General features: G+C 57.3%; 12 protein-coding genes. 7 read left to right on the forward strand and 5 right to left on the reverse strand.

What is annotated here, in order from left to right; translation table 11 throughout:
- Positions 1-8: 8 nt before the first annotated feature.
- On the reverse strand, positions 9-1,274 hold the full coding sequence (locus QOT07_RS21985; protein ID WP_283603924.1) for a 4-aminobutyrate--2-oxoglutarate transaminase: 1,266 nt from the start codon (positions 1,272-1,274) through the stop codon (positions 9-11).
- A gap of 128 nt (positions 1,275-1,402) precedes the next feature.
- Here QOT07_RS21985 and pdxR point away from each other — a divergent pair, with 128 nt between their 5' ends.
- Entirely contained in the window at positions 1,403-2,869 is a 1,467-nt protein-coding gene (pdxR, locus tag QOT07_RS21990) for a MocR-like pyridoxine biosynthesis transcription factor PdxR (protein WP_207977379.1), read from the forward strand.
- A 27-nt stretch (positions 2,870-2,896) separates the two neighbouring features.
- On the opposite strand, the gene QOT07_RS21995 is transcribed toward pdxR, so the two are convergent.
- Positions 2,897-4,516: an ABC-F family ATP-binding cassette domain-containing protein gene (locus tag QOT07_RS21995; protein WP_283603925.1), complete on the reverse strand. Its 1,620-nt coding sequence runs from the start codon at positions 4,514-4,516 to the stop codon at positions 2,897-2,899.
- A 425-nt stretch (positions 4,517-4,941) separates the two neighbouring features.
- On the opposite strand from QOT07_RS21995, the gene QOT07_RS22000 reads away from it, so the two are divergent.
- Entirely contained in the window at positions 4,942-6,963 is a 2,022-nt protein-coding gene (locus tag QOT07_RS22000) for an NADPH-dependent 2,4-dienoyl-CoA reductase (protein ID WP_099062140.1), read from the forward strand.
- A gap of 38 nt (positions 6,964-7,001) precedes the next feature.
- Here QOT07_RS22000 and rlmG read toward each other — a convergent pair whose 3' ends face one another.
- Positions 7,002-8,141, reverse strand: coding sequence for a 23S rRNA (guanine(1835)-N(2))-methyltransferase RlmG (gene rlmG, locus QOT07_RS22005; protein ID WP_099062137.1), 1,140 nt, complete (start codon positions 8,139-8,141; stop codon positions 7,002-7,004).
- A 149-nt stretch (positions 8,142-8,290) separates the two neighbouring features.
- Here rlmG and QOT07_RS22010 point away from each other — a divergent pair, with 149 nt between their 5' ends.
- From QOT07_RS22010 to sstT, 5 genes are all read left to right on the forward strand, one after another.
- The gene (locus QOT07_RS22010; protein WP_099062136.1) at positions 8,291-8,797 is read left to right on the forward strand and encodes a M48 metallopeptidase family protein; all 507 of its coding nucleotides are present in this window, start codon (positions 8,291-8,293) and stop codon (positions 8,795-8,797) included.
- A gap of 72 nt (positions 8,798-8,869) precedes the next feature.
- Entirely contained in the window at positions 8,870-9,850 is a 981-nt protein-coding gene (locus QOT07_RS22015; protein ID WP_099062135.1) for a Gfo/Idh/MocA family protein, read from the forward strand.
- 1 nt (position 9,851) lies between these two features.
- Positions 9,852-10,583, forward strand: coding sequence for a glutamine amidotransferase (locus tag QOT07_RS22020; RefSeq protein ID WP_283603926.1), 732 nt, complete (start codon positions 9,852-9,854; stop codon positions 10,581-10,583).
- 258 nt (positions 10,584-10,841) lie between these two features.
- Entirely contained in the window at positions 10,842-11,819 is a 978-nt protein-coding gene (locus tag QOT07_RS22025; protein ID WP_112363732.1) for a TerC family protein, read from the forward strand.
- A gap of 264 nt (positions 11,820-12,083) precedes the next feature.
- Positions 12,084-13,319 (forward strand): serine/threonine transporter SstT, encoded by a 1,236-nt coding sequence (gene sstT, locus QOT07_RS22030; RefSeq protein ID WP_099062132.1) that lies wholly within the window; start codon positions 12,084-12,086, stop codon positions 13,317-13,319.
- A gap of 65 nt (positions 13,320-13,384) precedes the next feature.
- On the opposite strand, the gene QOT07_RS22035 is transcribed toward sstT, so the two are convergent.
- A complete protein-coding gene (locus QOT07_RS22035; RefSeq protein WP_283603927.1) occupies positions 13,385-14,875 on the reverse strand; it encodes a UxaA family hydrolase in 1,491 nt (496 codons plus the stop codon).
- Positions 14,876-14,895: 20 nt separating this feature from the next.
- Entirely contained in the window at positions 14,896-16,308 is a 1,413-nt protein-coding gene (gene uxaC / locus QOT07_RS22040) for a glucuronate isomerase (protein ID WP_261416420.1), read from the reverse strand.
- Positions 16,309-16,677 lie beyond the last annotated feature (369 nt).

The following is a 16,677-nucleotide window of genomic DNA, read 5'->3' on the forward strand; positions in this document are numbered from 1 at the left end:
ATCACTCCTTATTGGGCCAGCGCGCGAGAAAGAATGCCCAGCGCCTTGGTGAACTGATCTTCAGGAATGGTCAGCGGATACAGGAAGCGGATCACGTTGCCATTGACGCCGCAGCTCAGCAGCAACAGGCCTTCTGCCAACGCTTTCTGCTGCACCTGGCGGGTAATCTCCGCCGAAGGCTTGCCGGACTTCGGATCGTTGAACTCCACCGCGACCATCGAACCCTGCGCGCGGATATCCACGATCGCCGGGCTGGTCTGGCGCGCCTGCTGCAACACTTCCACCAGATGCTGACCCAGACGCTGCGAACGCTGGCACAGTTGTTCTTCTTCAATCACCTCCAGTACCGCCAGCGCTGCCGCCACCGCCAGTGGGTTACCGGCATAGGTACCACCCAGCCCACCCGGAGCCGGAGCGTCCATCACTTCGGCACGCCCTGCCACCGCCGACAGCGGCATACCGCCCGCCAGGCTTTTCGCCATGGTGATAAGGTCGGGTTTCACGCTGTAATGATCCATGGCGAACAGTTTGCCGGTACGGGCAAACCCGGTTTGTACTTCATCGGCAATCAGCAGAATGCCGTGCTCGTCGCACAGCGTACGCAGCGCTTGCATGAATTCGGCCGGTGCGATGTTGAAACCGCCCTCGCCCTGTACCGGCTCCAGCACGATGGCCGCGACCTGCTTGGGATCGATATCCGCTTTAAAGATACGTTCCAGGCTGTTCATTGCGTCTTCGGTGGTCACGCCGTACAGCGCATTCGGGTATTGACCGTGGAACACCGAACCGGGGAAGGGTCCGAAGCCCAGCTTGTAAGGTGCCACTTTGCCGGTCAGCGCCATGGTCATATAGGTACGGCCGTGGAAACCACCGCCAAAGGTGATAAGCCCTGGGCGACCGGTATGGGCACGGGCAATTTTGACTGCGTTCTCTACCGCTTCGGCACCGGTGGTGAAGAAGGCAGTTTTGCATGGGCCTTCAATTGGCGCACGCTGGTTGATACGTTCCGCCAGGGTGACGTAGCTTTCGTAAGGAACAATTTGGTAAGCGGTGTGGGTGAAGGCCTTCAGCTGCTTTTCAATCGCGGCGATCACCTTAGGGTGGCGGTGCCCGGTATTCAGTACCGCAATACCGGAGGCGAAATCGATCACTTCATTGCCTTCGACATCCCACAGCGTGGCGTTCTCTGCGCGCTCTGCGTAGAAATCACACATCACACCCACCCCGCGTGGGGTGGCATCTTGACGACGTTGATTCAATTCTGCGTTTTTCATGTTGTTCTCTCCGGTCGGTGGGCGGTGCCATCTGTACGTTTCGTTCACATTCGTGAAACAATGACGTTTATTTACACAGGATGTGGCCCTATAATCGAGAGCCAGTTACGATTAATTGAGGGATCCAATTGCGCTCACTGAGTGGTGACCTGTTATTGCAGCGTCTCGGCGAACAGCCCGATGACAAGCTGCATAAACGGCTATATAACGCGATCCGCACCAGCATTCTGGACGGCAGCCTGCCGCCCTCCAGCCGCCTGCCCGCCTCACGCGATCTGGCGCAAGAGCTTAGCCTTTCACGCAACACGGTTTTAACCGTTTATGAACAATTACTGGCAGAAGGATATGTGCTGGCACGCGCCGGAAGTGGCACATTCGTCGCCGAAACCGTGCCGGACAGTTGTTTATCCACTGCCAGCGCACCCGCAGGCAGTGACGGGGAACAACGGGGTATTGAACTGTCGGAACGTGGGGCCGCCCTGTTACATCACGCCAGTGCCAGCCCCAAACAATGGGGGGCGTTTATTCCCGGCGTGCCCGATGTGAATGCCTTCCCACACCAGTTATTCAGCAAAATACAGGCACGGATCAGTCGCCGCCCAGCCCCACAGCGGCTGACCTACAGCAACCAGGGTGGCAGCCCTGAATTGCAGCATGCGCTGGTGGATTATCTGCGCGTGGCGCGCTCGGTACGCTGTTCGCCGGAGCAAATTCTGATTACCGAAGGCATCCATCAGGCGATAGATCTGGTGACGCGGCTGCTGTGCAATCCTGGCGACGACGCCTGGATTGAAGAACCGGGCTATTGGGGGATCCGCAATATCCTGCGGATGAACGACGTGAATATCTGCCCGCTGGCGGTTGATGAGGCCGGCATGGTACCGCCGGAGCAGCCCACAGGTGCACCGCGACTGATATTTGTTACTCCGTCGCACCAATATCCGCTGGGATCGGTGATGAGTCTGGCGCGGCGACAACGCTTGCTGGCGCTGGCGCGCAACGGCGGCAGTTGGATCGTTGAGGATGACTACGACAGTGAATTCCGCTTTTCCGGCCAGCCGATCCCGGCGTTGCAGGGGCTGGAAGCCGACGCGCCGGTGATCTATATCGGCACCTTCAGCAAAACGCTGTACCCTGCGCTGCGGCTGGGTTACGTGGTGTTGCCAAAACCCTTGATGGCGGCGCTGAAAACCGCCCATGCCGAGCTGTACCGCGGCGGTCACCTGCTGATCCAGACCGCACTGGCGCAGTTTATTCAGGAAGGCCACTACACCGCGCATATCCGTCGCATGCGGCTGTTGTATGCCCGACGCCGGGCGTTTTTAACTGCGTTGATCGAGCAGCACCTGGGTAAACAGGCGTTGAGCGAATTCAACAACAACGCCGGGCTGCACCTGATCCTTAACCTGCCGGACCAGGCTGACGATGTCGCGATCGCCGCCGCCGCCAACGAACGCGGCGTACTGGTGCGACCGCTGTCGCGTTACTACATGCTGCCCAACCATCGCCGTGGTCTGCTGATGGGCTTCGCCTGCGTGCCGGAAGAACAAATGGCCGCCGCCTTTACCCTGCTGCTGGAATGCATTAATCCCTGAAACGAAACTGGCGGCCACGGTCTTCCATCAAAAGACCTGAAGTTGCCACCCTTCCTGCCGCCACTGTAAACGGTGGGTCAATTTTAACGCCTGCAGAAATGCCTCATCGTGGGAAACCACCAGCATCGCACCGGGAAAACTGGCCAGTGCAGCCTCGATAGCCAGCGACGACGCCAGATCCAGGTGGTTGGTCGGTTCATCCAGCAACAACAACTGCGCTGGCTCCTGCCGCCACAGCATGCAGGCCAACGCCGCTTTCAATCGCTCACCGCCACTCAGCGCCGCCAGCGGCAACAGCACCCGTTCGGCGTTTAGCTGTAACTGTGCCAACTGGCTACGCATCCTGCCCTCGTTGAGCGGCGAATCCTGCAGGCCAAGGTGTTCAACCACCGAAAGCGACAGATCGAGTTGGGAAAGGTTTTGGTCGAGATAAGCCGTCGGCAGCGGACAGTGGCAACGACCACCCCTGGCTGCCCATTGCCCCAGGATCACCTTCAGCAAGGTGGATTTACCGCAGCCATTCGGGCCGGTCAGCGCCACGCGCATCGGGCCATCGATACGTAAATCCAACGGCGGCATAGTGATAAAAGGCAGTTGCAGCTGTTCCAGCACCAGAACCTGTTTGCCCGCCGCCACAGCGCTGCCCGGCAGGGTCAACATTACCGGGCTGTCTTCCTCCACCCGCTGCCAGGCTTCACGCACCGCGGCATCGAGGGAGCCTTTCTGCTCCTGATGCTGTTTGCGCAGCGTACCCAGGCTCTCTTTGGCCGCGGCCTTGTAAGCCACGCGCTCAAAAGAGGCGATGTTCAGCGTATCGACGGTTTTCAGCGTCTGTGCAGAGCGCCGCTGGCTGATGTCGTGCTCTTTCTGCTGTCGGGCACGAGTGCGCCGACGTTCCTGACGCGCATGTTCCAGCCCGGCACGTGCCGCCTGCTGCTCCAGCTCACGCTGGTGGCGATAATCATCGTAGTTACCGCCGTAGCTGTGCAGTGCGCCGGGCGTCAGCTCGACAATACGCTGCATGCGCGCCAGCAGTTGTCGATCGTGGCTGGCGACCAGCAAACCGCCGCGCCAGCTTTCTAACTGCTGATATAACCCCTCGCGAGCGCGAGTATCAAGATGGTTGGTCGGTTCGTCCAATAACAAGAAGTCGGCGTTACCCAGCATCGCGCCGCACAATGCGGCGCGCATCCGTTCGCCACCACTGAGATCCTTCACCGGCCGTTGCGGATCGAAAGCCGGTAACCCGGCGGTGGCAAATGCAGCCTGCAAACGATCGTTCAGATCCCACTGCCCTTCCAGACGATCGATATCCTCCGCCTGCGGTCGCCCCTGCTCAAGGCGGGTCAGTGCGGCAAAGGTCTCGCCATAGCCCAGCAGTTGGGCCAGCGTAGTCTGTGGCGCGATGTCTGGCTGCTGCGCTACGTAGGCCAGTGAAGCATGGGATTCGACATGCCCACCACCGGGCAGATCCAGCCCGGCAATCAGCCGTAGCAGACGAGTTTTTCCGACGCCGTTGCGCCCAACCAGGCCGCAGTGCTGTTGATCGAAAGTGAGATCCAACGGGCCGAACAGCGTTTCGCCGTCAGCAAACTGGCAGGTCAGTTGATGTAAAACAAAATGAGGGGACTGCGCAAAATGAGCCATAAGCACTCCTGGATGAGATCAAAACATCCCCACATGGCACCGGTGTGCTCAACGTGGGACAAGATATCAACAGGCGTGTTTGTTCATTTTCGGTGATGGCTCCGCAGAGAGAAGGGATTGACAACGCACAAATGCTAACCGATTTGTTGTTCACGATGCAAACAACAATAAAGATCCATGACATCTATCACATTCAGCGCAACACAGATTCCCAACGGCAGTGACAACGGCTAGATTTATCTCATCCGACCACTTGGTCGTACATAATAATAACAACTGATCATACCCAAAAGCTTTCGAGCGGCAGTTAGGCGGCAAGTTTGAGAGTCCCCTGGAGCTTACTTTGGTAAGTGACTGGGGTGAACGAACGCGGCCAACAACGCTGCAGTTTGAAAGATGCGGGGGGATGAGCGATGGAGACTGCAATGAGCAATTACCCACACCTGCTGGCGCCGCTGGATCTCGGCTTCACCACCCTGAAAAATCGGGTGCTGATGGGATCGATGCACACCGGCCTGGAAGAACTGCCCAATGGCCCCGAGCGTATGGCTGCTTTCTATGCCGAACGCGCGGCCGCCGGCGTGGCGCTGATCGTCACCGGCGGTATCGCCCCCAATGAAAAAGGCGTGGTGTACCGCGGCGGCTCCACCCTCAGCCAGCCACAGCAGGTCAGTCATCACCGCATTGTCACCGAGGCCGTCCATCAGGCCGGCGGCAAAATTGCGCTGCAAATCCTGCATGCTGGCCGCTACAGCTATCAGCCGCAGCCGGTCGCGCCCTCCGCGCTGCAGGCACCGATCAATCCCTTCGCCCCCACCGCGCTGAGCGAAGCAGACATTCTGCAGACTATCGCCGACTTCGCCCAATGCGCGGCACTGGCACAGCAGGCCGGTTACGATGGCGTCGAGGTGATGGGTTCCGAAGGCTATTTGATCAACCAATTCCTGGTGTCGCGCACCAACCAGCGCGACGACCAATGGGGCGGCAGCTTCAGCAACCGCATGCGCTTTGCCGTGGAAATCGTCCGGGCCGTACGGCAGGCCGTCGGCAGCGACTTCATTCTGATTTACCGTCTTTCGATGTTGGATCTGGTGGAGGACGGTTCCAGCTGGCAGGAGATCGAGCAGTTGGCGCTGGCGGTTGAGCAGGCGGGCGCGACGATTATCAACACCGGCATCGGCTGGCACGAGGCGCGTATTCCGACCATCGCCACCATGGTGCCGCGCGCCGGTTTCAGTTGGGTGACCCGTAAGCTGATGGGCAAAGTGCGCATTCCGCTGATCACCACCAACCGCATTAACGATCCGGCAGTCGCAGAGCAAGTGCTGGCAGACGGCTGCGCCGACATGGTATCGATGGCTCGCCCGTTCCTGGCCGACGCCGCCTTTGTGCAAAAAGCGGCCGAGGGCCGTGCCGACGAGATCAATACCTGCATTGGTTGTAATCAGGCCTGCCTCGACCAGATTTTTGAAGGCAAACTCACCTCTTGCCTGGTTAACCCACGCGCCTGCCGCGAAACCGAAATGCCCCTGATCGCGGCAGAAAAACCGAAGAAACTGGCGGTGATCGGTGCCGGACCGGCCGGACTGGCGTTTGCTACCACCGCCGCCAGCCGTGGCCACCGGGTGACGTTGTTCGACGCCGCCGATCAGATTGGCGGCCAGTTCAATATTGCCAAACAGATCCCCGGCAAAGAAGAATTCCATGAAACCCTGCGCTACTTCCGCCGCCAACTGGCACTGCTGGAAGTCACGCTAAAGCTGGGCAGTTGGGTGACCGCGGCCGATCTGGCTGAATTTGACGAAGTGATCCTCGCGTGCGGCATCGTGCCACGTACCCCGGAGATCCCCGGTATTGATAACGCCAGAGTCCTGACCTATCTGGATGTACTGCGTGACAAAAAACCGGTCGGCCAGCGGGTGGCGATTATCGGTGCCGGCGGCATCGGCTTCGACACTGCCGAGTACCTCAGCCAGCACGGAGTATCGAGCAGCCTGGATCAGGCTGAGTTTAACCGTGAATGGGGCATCGACGACCAGCTTAACCAACGCGGCGGACTGGCAGCCCAGGGGCCCGTGGCGGCGCGTGCGGCCCGGCAAATCTATCTGCTGCAACGCAAAACCAGCAAAGTGGGAGAAGGCCTGGGGAAAACCACCGGTTGGATCCACCGCACCAGTCTGGCGATGCGCGGCGTAAAAATGCTCAATAGCGTGAATTATCAGCGTATTGACGATGAAGGGCTGCATATTTCACGAGCCGAGCAGGAAAGCTGCTTGCCGGTCGACACGGTGATTATCTGCGCCGGGCAGGAACCGCGTCGTGAACTGCAGCAACCGCTGCTGGCGATGGGCAAAACGGTGCATTTGATTGGTGGAGCGGACGTCGCCGCCGAGCTGGATGCCCGCCGCGCTATCGATCAAGGCACGCGGCTGGCGATGGCGCTGTAATTACAATCAGGGGCGCATTCACTGCGCCCCTCAATCAATCAGTAACGTGCGCCGGATTTCACCGCTTTCAGGATCACGAACTTCTTGTTGGATGCGATCAGGGTGCAGTTGCCGAACAAACGCTTCAGTTTCTGGTGGTAATCCAGATGGCGGTTACCAACGATGCGCAACTCGCCGCCTACCTGCAGGCAACGCTTGGCGTCACAGAACATCTGCCAGGCGGTGTGATCGGTAATCGCATGCTGCTGGTGGAATGGGGGGTTACACAGCACCGCCTGCACGCTTTCACGCTCAATCCCCGCCAGTGAGTTATTCACTTCAAACTGACAACGATCCATATCCTGCGGCAAGTTATGTTCCACGTTCAGTTCGCTGGAGGCCACCGCCATGTAGGACTCATCAACAAAGCTCACCTGCGCTTGCGGGTTCTGCATCAATGCGGCCATGCCGATGATACCGTTGCCGCAGCCCAGATCGATGATGTGGCCTTCAATGTCATGCGGCAGATGATCCAGGAACAGGCGTGCGCCAATGTCCAGGTTGCTGCGTGAGAACACGTTGGCATGGTTGTGGATAATCCAATCGGTACCGTCCAGCACCCAGTTGGTGGTTACCGGCGCTACCGGTGGCACGATGTCGGCGACGTCACAGTGGATCAACCGCGCTTTCTTCCATGCCAGGCTGGTGCGAGTAGGACCGAGCACCTTTTCAAACAGTTGCATGGTCGAGGTATGCACGTCACGCGCTTTAGCCCCGGCGATGATCACCGTGTCCGGTGCCACCACATCACGCAACGCACGCAGTTGCTGTTCCAGCAGTGCCAACGCTTTAGGAATACGGATCAACACCACCGCCGGTGACGCAGGCAATTCGGCCAGGGTGTCCAGCAGCGTAACCTGCTCCGGATCCAATTCATTGAGCTTCAGGTTATGGCGCGTGGCCAACTGGCTCATATAGGAATCGCTGATGCTGTAAGGCTGATGACCGTGCAGCGCACAGGCCAGCGTGCCAAAGTTGTCGTTGAAAATCAGCACCGGACGATCGCCAATGTTTACATTTTCAAGCTGTTGCAGCAGATATTCGTCCGCCGCTTCCCACGCCTGTAGTTGGGTGGATTCTTCCTGTTGGGGATAACGTTCCAGCTCAAGTTGCTGTGTTCCCAGATCGAGTTGGCTCATTGCCCCTCCTGACTGATAAAATTTGGGCTGTTTATCCCCTAAAAACGTCCGGCAGTAAAATGTTTTTTCGGATAAATTGCCCTTTGCGGGCTTTGCGCGAAAAAACATCATACAATGACCCGCTGAATTATGGCCAATACGGGAAGACGATGTCCGAACTGACTTACCTGCAGGGTTACTCTGAACATCTGCAAAGCCAGGTGCAGCAGTTGATCGACCAGCAACGTCTGGGTGAGGTGCTGTTGCAGCGCTATCCCCAGGTGCACGACTGCACCACCGACAAGTCGCTTTATCAATTTACCGTCGATCTGAAAAACCAGTATCTGCGCAATGCCCAGCCGCTGAGCAAAGTGGCCTACGACGGTAAAATCCAGGTAATGAAACACGCACTCGGCATGCACACCGCCATTTCCCGCGTGCAGGGCGGCAAGCTGAAGGCCAAGGCAGAAATCCGCGTGGCGACGGTATTCAAGCTGGCACCGGAGCCGTTTCTGCGCATGATCGTGGTGCATGAACTGGCGCACCTGAAAGAGAAAGACCACAACAAAGCCTTCTACAGCCTGTGTTGCCATATGGAACCCAATTACCATCAACTGGAGTTCGATACCCGGCTGTATCTGACCCACCTCTCCGTGTTTGGCAATCTGTATGCATAGCAGGATTCGCCTTCGGTAAATGCCGTGATAATCTGATTCTTTCTACCCGTCGCCTGGGAACCGGAGATATCTATGATTCGCTTTGCCGTTGTTGGTACCAACTGGATTACGGAACGCTTTATTGACGCCGCACACGAAAGCGGCAAGCTGAAGCTGACCGCCGTCTATTCGCGCAAGCTCGAACAGGCGCAGGCATTTGGTGCCAACTACCCCGTCAGTCTGTTTTTCGATTCCCTTGAGGCGCTGGCCCAGTCGGACGCCATCGACGCGGTTTACATCGCCAGCCCCAATAGTCTGCACTGCCAGCAGTCGCTGCTGTTCCTCAGCCATAAAAAGCACGTGATTTGCGAAAAGCCACTGGTATCCAACCTGCGCGAAGCCGAGAAGCTGGTGGCCTGTGCACGTGAAAATCAGGTAGTACTGTTCGAAGCCTTTAAAAGCGCCCATTTGCCCAATTTCTTGACGCTGCAACAAACGCTGCCGAAAATCGGCCGCCTGCGCAAAGCCTTTATCAATTACTGCCAGTACTCCTCACGCTACCCACGCTATCTGGCTGGTGAAAACCCAAATACCTTCAACCCGCAGTTTTCCAACGGTTCGATCATGGACATTGGTTATTACTGCCTGGCCAGTGCCGTGGCGCTGTTCGGCGAGCCTCAATCGGTGATCGCCAGCGCGAGCTTGCTGGATACCGGCGTTGATGCGCACGGCACCGCCTGCCTCAATTACGGCGATTTCGATGTGACCCTCTCCCACTCCAAGGTGAGCAACTCTGACATTCCGAGCGAGATCCAGGGTGAAGAAGGTACGCTGATGATTGAGAAAATTTCGGAGTGTCAGGGCGTGGTACTAACGCCGCGCGGTGGTCAGCGCCAGGATCTGACCCAGCCGCAGCATATCAATACCATGCTGTATGAAGCGCAAGTGTTCGCCGAACTGGTGGAAAAACGGCAGGTGGAACACCCGGGGTTAGAGAATTCGCTGATTATCGCCCGCCTGCTGACCGAAATCCGCCGCCAGACCGGCGTAGTATTTCCTGCCGACGGAGCATGACATGAAGCCGTTATTACTGATGCAAACCGGCGACGCGCCGGAGGTGATCCGCCAGGAAAAAGCCAATTTCGACGGCATGTTCCTGCAACAGGGAAACATTGACGTCGATCGCGTACAGATCGTACATCTTCCCGCGGGTGAACAACCGCTGCCGCCGCAACACTACTCTGGCGTGGTGATCACCGGTTCACCGGCGATGGTCACCAAGCAGTTGCCCTGGAGTGAACAGGCCGCCGAATGGCTGCGACAGGCCATGCTGATCAAACTGCCTATTTTTGGCGCCTGCTATGGCCACCAGCTGCTGGCCTATGCGCTTGGCGGGGAAGTCGGCTATCACCCGCAGGGCATGGAGGTCGGCACGCTGGAGATAGAACTGTTGCCCGCCGCCGCCAATGACCGGCGGATGGCGATGCTGCCACCGCGCTTCAAGGCGAATCTGATCCACGCGCAGAGCGTATTGACGCCCCCTGCCGGCGCCGTGGTGTTGGCGCGTTCGCAGCAGGATGCTTACCAGATCCTCAGTTATGGCGAGCAAGTGCTGACCACCCAGTTCCATCCGGAATTTAACGGCGCGGTGATGCACCAGTATCTGAGCTGGCTTGGCGAGCTCTATCCGCAGCAACAGGAGGAGTATCAGCTTAAGCAACAGCAGGTTAGCGATACCCCATTCAGCCGACTGCTGTTGCAAGGGTTTGTCGTCAGCCTCGGCGCACAAAAAGCCCTGGCCGGGTAACGCAATAAACGTTGACCACTGACACATTTTGCATTACTTTCTGCCGTGCAAAGGGGAGTAACTTCATTGCCGGTTAATCGTCATTACGGTGCGCAAGCACCCGGTTACCGGGCAACCTGATGTCAGGGCGCACTAAGGTGCACCTTCATCAACGTTGTAAGTGAGACCTTGCCGGAAGGCGAGGTTTGCTTGCAGCGTTCATAAGAGCGGCTAGCGTCTTCCGACGTTGGCCGTTTTTGTTTTTGAAGGATACCTCTGATGATGAATACCGTTGGCACACCTTGGTTATGGGGCAGCTTTGCCGCCATCATAGTTGTGATGCTCGCAATCGACCTCCTGCTGCAGGGCCGCAAAGGCGCACATACCATGACGCTGAAGCAGGCCGCCAGTTGGTCACTGGTGTGGGTCAGCCTGTCTCTGCTGTTCAACCTGGGTTTCTGGTACTACCTGAACCAAACTGCCGGACGTGCCGTCGCCGATACCCAGGCACTGGCCTTCCTCACCGGTTACCTGATCGAAAAAGCACTGGCGGTTGATAACGTCTTCGTCTGGCTGATGCTGTTCAGTTACTTTGCCGTTCCGGCCAACCTGCAGCGTCGGGTGCTGATTTTTGGCGTGTTGGGCGCGATCGTACTGCGTACCATCATGATCTTCGCCGGTAGCTGGCTAGTGACCCAGTTCCAGTGGCTGCTGTACCTGTTCGGCGCTTTCCTGCTGTTCACCGGTATCAAGATGGCGCTGGCGAAGGAAGATGGTGCTGCAATTGGCGACAAGCCACTGGTGAAATGGCTGCGTAGTCACCTGCGCATGACCGACAACCTGGAAGGTGAGCGCTTCTTCGTGCGCCGCAACGGCCTGCTGTTTGCTACGCCGCTGGTGCTGGTGCTGATTCTGGTGGAACTGAGTGATGTGATCTTTGCGGTCGACAGCATCCCGGCTATCTTTGCCGTGACCACGGATCCGTTTATCGTACTGACCTCTAACCTGTTCGCCATCATGGGCCTGCGCGCCATGTACTTCCTGCTGGCTAATGTGGCTGAGCGCTTCTCGATGCTGAAATACGGCCTGTCGCTGATCCTGATGTTTATTGGCGTCAAGATGCTGATTATCGATTTATTCCACATCCCGATCGGTGTTTCGCTCGGCGTAGTCGCCAGTATTCTGACGCTGACGTTGTTGATCAACGCCTGGGTTAACCGCCGGAATGACCGCCTGGCCAATAATAAAGCTCCATAATCTGTTATCCGGGGCGCTAGTCGCCCCGTGATTGTTTGGCAATTCGTCCCAAACGCCAAACGTTATTGCGATCACACAAATGTAACCAGTATGTTATCAAGAGTTGATCCGCCCTTAGAATTTCACCGCTGGCCCTTTCCAACCCCATTGGTTTACTGAATACTGATTTGGCAAACACACTTGGTTACAGATACAAATAAAGTTGTCCGGCGAGGTTCCCGCCGAGATAAAGCTGTAAGCAACATCATCGGGAAGAAAAGCACTATGCAAAAACTACTACAAAAGATCACTCAGGGCAGTCTGGTCAAACAAATCATGGTCGGCCTGGTGGCCGGTATTATCATCGCGCTGGTCTCACCGGCAACGGCTTCGGCAGTGGGTCTGCTGGGTGCGCTGTTTGTTGGTGCATTGAAAGCGGTGGCACCGGTATTGGTGCTGGTGTTGGTGATGGCCTCCATTGCCAATCATAAACACGGGCAGAAAACCAATATCCGGCCGATCCTGTTCCTCTACCTGCTGGGTACCTTCGCTGCAGCGCTGGTGGCGGTCGTGGTCAGCTTTATGTTCCCGTCCAATCTGGCGCTGGTGGCCGGTAATACCGACATCAACCCACCGGGCGGCATTATAGAGGTGCTGAAAGGCCTGCTGTTGAGCGTGGTAGCCAACCCGTTCCAGGCGCTGATTAGCGCTAACTATATCGGTATTCTGGCCTGGGCCGTGGGTCTGGGACTGGCGTTGCGCCACTCCTCCGACACCACTAAATCGCTGATTAACGATATGTCGCATGCGGTCACCATGGTGGTGCGTGCGGTGATCCGCTGCGCCCCTCTCGGCATCTTCGGCCTGGTGGCTTCGACGCTGGCAGAAACCGGCTTCAGTGCGCTGTGGGGTTATGCCCAACTGCTGGTGGTGTTGATCGGCTGTATGCTGCTGGTCGCACTGGTGCTGAACCCGCTGATCGTGTTCTGGAAAATCCGTCGCAACCCTTATCCGCTGGTGTTTGCCTGCCTGCGCGAAAGTGGCGTGACCGCATTCTTCACCCGTAGCTCAGCCGCCAATATTCCGGTGAATATGGAACTGTGCAAAAAGCTGAATCTGAACGAAGACACCTACTCGGTTTCCATCCCATTGGGCGCGACCATCAATATGGCCGGTGCGGCGATCACCATTACCGTGCTGACGCTGGCGGCAGTGCATACCTTGGGTGTGCCAGTTGATATCCCAACCGCGCTGCTGTTAAGCATTGTCGCGGCGGTCTGTGCCTGCGGGGCTTCCGGCGTGGCCGGGGGTTCGCTGTTGCTGATCCCGTTGGCGTGCAACATGTTCGGTATCCCGAACGATGTGGCCATGCAGGTGGTTGCCGTCGGCTTTATCATCGGCGTACTGCAAGACTCTGCCGAGACCGCGCTGAATTCTTCTACCGACGTACTGTTCACCGCGGCAGCTTGCCAGGCGGAAGACCAACGTCTGGCGGATGAAGATCCATTGAAAGTGCGTTAATTTTTAAGCTAATGCTACAAGGCGCTCGTTATCGGGCGCCTTTTTTTGGCCTCAAGACCACAGTCCTACAATGTCACCCCGCTTTTAAAAATCGCCAGTTCACGGAAGTCATTCACTTCATTACGCGCCGCCTGACCATTGGCAATAGCCACAATCAGATCGACAAACTGCTCCAGCAGGCTTTCCATCGGAGTGCCGTGGATCAGCCGACCGGCGTCAAAATCAATCCAGTGGGGTTTCTTCGCCGCCAGTTCGCTGTTGGTGGCCAGCTTCACCGTCGGCACGAAACCGCCATAGGGCGTGCCGCGCCCGGTACTGAACAACACCATATGACAGCCGGCACCGGCCAGCGCGCTGGTCGCCACCGCATCATTACCCGGTGCACTGAGCAGGTTTAATCCGGGCTGCCGCAGGCGTTCGCCATATTTCAGCACGTCCACCACCTGGCTCTGCCCGGCTTTCTGCGTACAGCCCAGGGATTTTTCCTCCAGCGTGGTAATGCCGCCGGCTTTATTGCCCGGCGAGGGGTTTTCATAAATCGGCTGGTTATGGGCGATAAAGTACTGTTTGAAGTCGTTCACCATGCTGACAGTTTTCTCGAAGGTCGCCCTATCGCGGCAGCGGCTCATCAGGATCCGTTCGGCACCAAACATCTCTGGCACCTCGGTCAGCACCGTAGTGCCGCCGTTGGCGATCAGGTAGTCGGAGAAACGTCCCAGCAGTGGGTTGGCGGTAATGCCGGACAGGCCGTCCGATCCGCCGCACTCCAGTCCGAACTTCAACTCGCTCAGTTTGCCCGGCTGGCGACGGTCATCGCGCATCACCTGATACAGGGCGTGCAGTTGCTCCAACCCGGCCTCGACCTCATCGTCCTGCTGTTGGCACACCATAAAGCGTACCCGCTGCTCATCGGTCGCGCCCAGCGTGCTGCGGAACACATCCACCTGGTTGTTCTCACACCCCAGGCCAATCACCAACACCGCCCCGGCGTTCGGGTGGCGCACCATATTTTGCAGCATGGTGCGGGTGTTCTCGTGATCCTGACCCAGTTGCGAACAGCCAAACGGATGGCTGAACAGATGTACGCCGTCGATCCCCTGCGCATCCTGAGTTTCCTTCAGAAAACGCTGCTGGATCTGCCGGGCAATACCGTTAACGCAGCCGACGGTCGGCACGATCCACAGCTCGTTGCGGACTCCCACCTCCCCGCTGCGCCGGCGGTAAAGCTGAACCTCTCGATCCGCAGCCTGTGGCGGTAACGTGGAAAAGGCCGGTTGATACAGATAACTGTCGAGATCGTTCAGGTTGGTTTTGGCATTTTGCGAGTGAATATGTTCACCCGGCTCGATGGCTTCCAATGCATGCCCGATCGGCAGACCGTACTTGATGATCGCTTCACCTACGGCGATCGGCTGCAAGGCAAACTTATGCCCGCGCGTCACCGGTTGTACCAGCCGGATGGCCTGTGTCTCCAGTTCCAGCGTTTCGCCGGCGGCCAGATCGCGCAGCGCTACCGCGACATTATCCAGCGAATGAATTTTTACCATGCTTTGCATAAACCCACCTCGGGCAACGGCTACGCCAGTTCAATGGCGAAATAGTTTTTGGCATTGTCGAAGCAGATGTTTTTCACCATCTCACCCAGCAGCGTGATATCCGCCGGCACTTCACCGTCCTCCACCCAGCGGCCGATCATCTGGCAAAGGATACGGCGGAAGTATTCATGACGGGTATAAGACAGGAAGCTACGGCTGTCGGTCAGCATGCCGACAAAACGGCTCAGCAGGCCCAACTGTGCCAACTGCGTCATCTGCCGCTGCATACCGTCTTTTTGATCGTTAAACCACCAGCCAGAGCCAAACTGCATCTTGCCCGGCGTGCCTTCCCCCTGGAAGTTGCCGACCATGGTGCCGATCACTTCGTTGTCGCGCGGATTAAGGCAATACAGAATGGTTTTCGGTAACCCGCCCTGGCGTGCCTGGGCATCCAGCAGGCGAGAAAGCGGCTCCGCCAACGGCCGGTCGTTAATAGAATCGAAGCCAATATCCGGGCCCACGCTGGCCAGCATGCGGCTGTTGTTATTGCGCAGCGCACCGATGTGATACTGCTGCACCCATTCGCGGCGCTGATATTCGGCGGCCAGGAACAACAGCACCGCGCTTTTGAACTGAGCACTCTGCTCCGAGGCAGGCAGCTTGCCGCTCAGGCGTGCCGTTAAAATAGCGTCCAATGTACTTTCGTCCGCTTCACCATACACCACCACGTCCAGCGCATGGTCAGCCACCTTGCAGCCATGAGCGGCAAAATGATCCATACGTTTTTTCAACGCGTCACACAGCGCACTAAAGCGGCCAATATTGATATCCGCTGCCGCTTCCAGTTTTTGCAGGTAATCATTGAAACCCGGCGCATCAATATTGAACGCCTTGTCCGGTCGCCAGCTTGGCAACACCTTAATGTCGAAACTGCTGTCGGCTGCAATCGCTTTATGGTGGCGCAAATCGTCGATCGGATCGTCGGTAGTGCCGACCATCTTCACATTCATTTGCTGCATGATGCCACGCGCTCTGAAATCCTCCTGCGCCAGCAAGGCGTTGCCGCGCTGCCAGATATCGTCCGCCGTCGTCGGGGAAAGCAACGTGCCGGTAATACCGAACGGGCGACGCAGCTCCAGATGAGTCCAGTGGTAAAGTGGGTTACCCAGGGTGTGCGGCACGGTGGCAGCCCAGGCGTCGAACTTTTCACGATCGCTGGCATCACCGGTACAGAGTCGCTCAGCCACACCGTTGGTGCGCATCGCCCGCCATTTGTAGTGATCGCCCTTTAGCCAGATTTCATATAAATTTTTGAAGCGGGTGTTCTCGGCGATCTGCTCCGGCGGTAAATGGCAGTGATAGTCAAAGATCGGTTGGTCTGCCGCATAGTCATGATACAAACGCCGGGCAAACTCACTGCCCAACAGGAAATCTTCGTTTAAAAACGTCGCCATATCTGGCTCCTCACCTTGCTTGCCGTTCGACACTGTGTCCAATGCGACAAAGTTATCACACCAATTTTACTGAGCGTCCAGCAAAATATCACCCTCTGCCTTGGCGCTATCGTCCATAAAAGGCCGTTAACCGGCAGTTTTACGGCAAAAAGCCGCCTGAATCGCATAATTATCCAGCAAACAGTATTGCCCAATTGAAAAACGGCTTTTGTGATATCACTCAACTTTTAAATCTGTATGACAAGTTATTGTCTCGCCACCCAGTCGTTCATGCGGCGGGAATACGTCGGTGACGGACAGGCCGGCGCAGAACAACGAAAAGGGGGAGCCCCCTAAAACGCTGCCGCCATCTCGGCGCCACCTATTGAA

Origin of the sequence: Serratia proteamaculans, from assembly GCF_949794035.1 — a bacterium.
In the GTDB taxonomy this organism is placed as follows: domain Bacteria; phylum Pseudomonadota; class Gammaproteobacteria; order Enterobacterales; family Enterobacteriaceae; genus Serratia; species Serratia proteamaculans.

Bases quoted from the DNA above. Each gene is read 5' to 3' on its own strand.
- QOT07_RS22000 (WP_099062140.1), top strand. From the start codon at position 4,942: ATGAGCAATTACCCACACCTGCTGGCGCCGCTGGATCTCGGCTTCACC.
- QOT07_RS21995 (WP_283603925.1), bottom strand. From the start codon at position 4,516: ATGGCTCATTTTGCGCAGTCCCCTCATTTTGTTTTACATCAACTGACC.
- QOT07_RS22015 (WP_099062135.1), top strand. From the start codon at position 8,870: ATGATTCGCTTTGCCGTTGTTGGTACCAACTGGATTACGGAACGCTTT.
- rlmG (WP_099062137.1), bottom strand. From the start codon at position 8,141: ATGAGCCAACTCGATCTGGGAACACAGCAACTTGAGCTGGAACGTTAT.
- sstT (WP_099062132.1), top strand. From the start codon at position 12,084: ATGCAAAAACTACTACAAAAGATCACTCAGGGCAGTCTGGTCAAACAA.
- uxaC (WP_261416420.1), bottom strand. From the start codon at position 16,308: ATGGCGACGTTTTTAAACGAAGATTTCCTGTTGGGCAGTGAGTTTGCC.
- QOT07_RS22010 (WP_099062136.1), top strand. From the start codon at position 8,291: ATGTCCGAACTGACTTACCTGCAGGGTTACTCTGAACATCTGCAAAGC.
- QOT07_RS22020 (WP_283603926.1), top strand. From the start codon at position 9,852: ATGAAGCCGTTATTACTGATGCAAACCGGCGACGCGCCGGAGGTGATC.
- QOT07_RS21985 (WP_283603924.1), bottom strand. From the start codon at position 1,274: ATGAAAAACGCAGAATTGAATCAACGTCGTCAAGATGCCACCCCACGC.
- QOT07_RS22035 (WP_283603927.1), bottom strand. From the start codon at position 14,875: ATGCAAAGCATGGTAAAAATTCATTCGCTGGATAATGTCGCGGTAGCG.
- QOT07_RS22025 (WP_112363732.1), top strand. From the start codon at position 10,842: ATGATGAATACCGTTGGCACACCTTGGTTATGGGGCAGCTTTGCCGCC.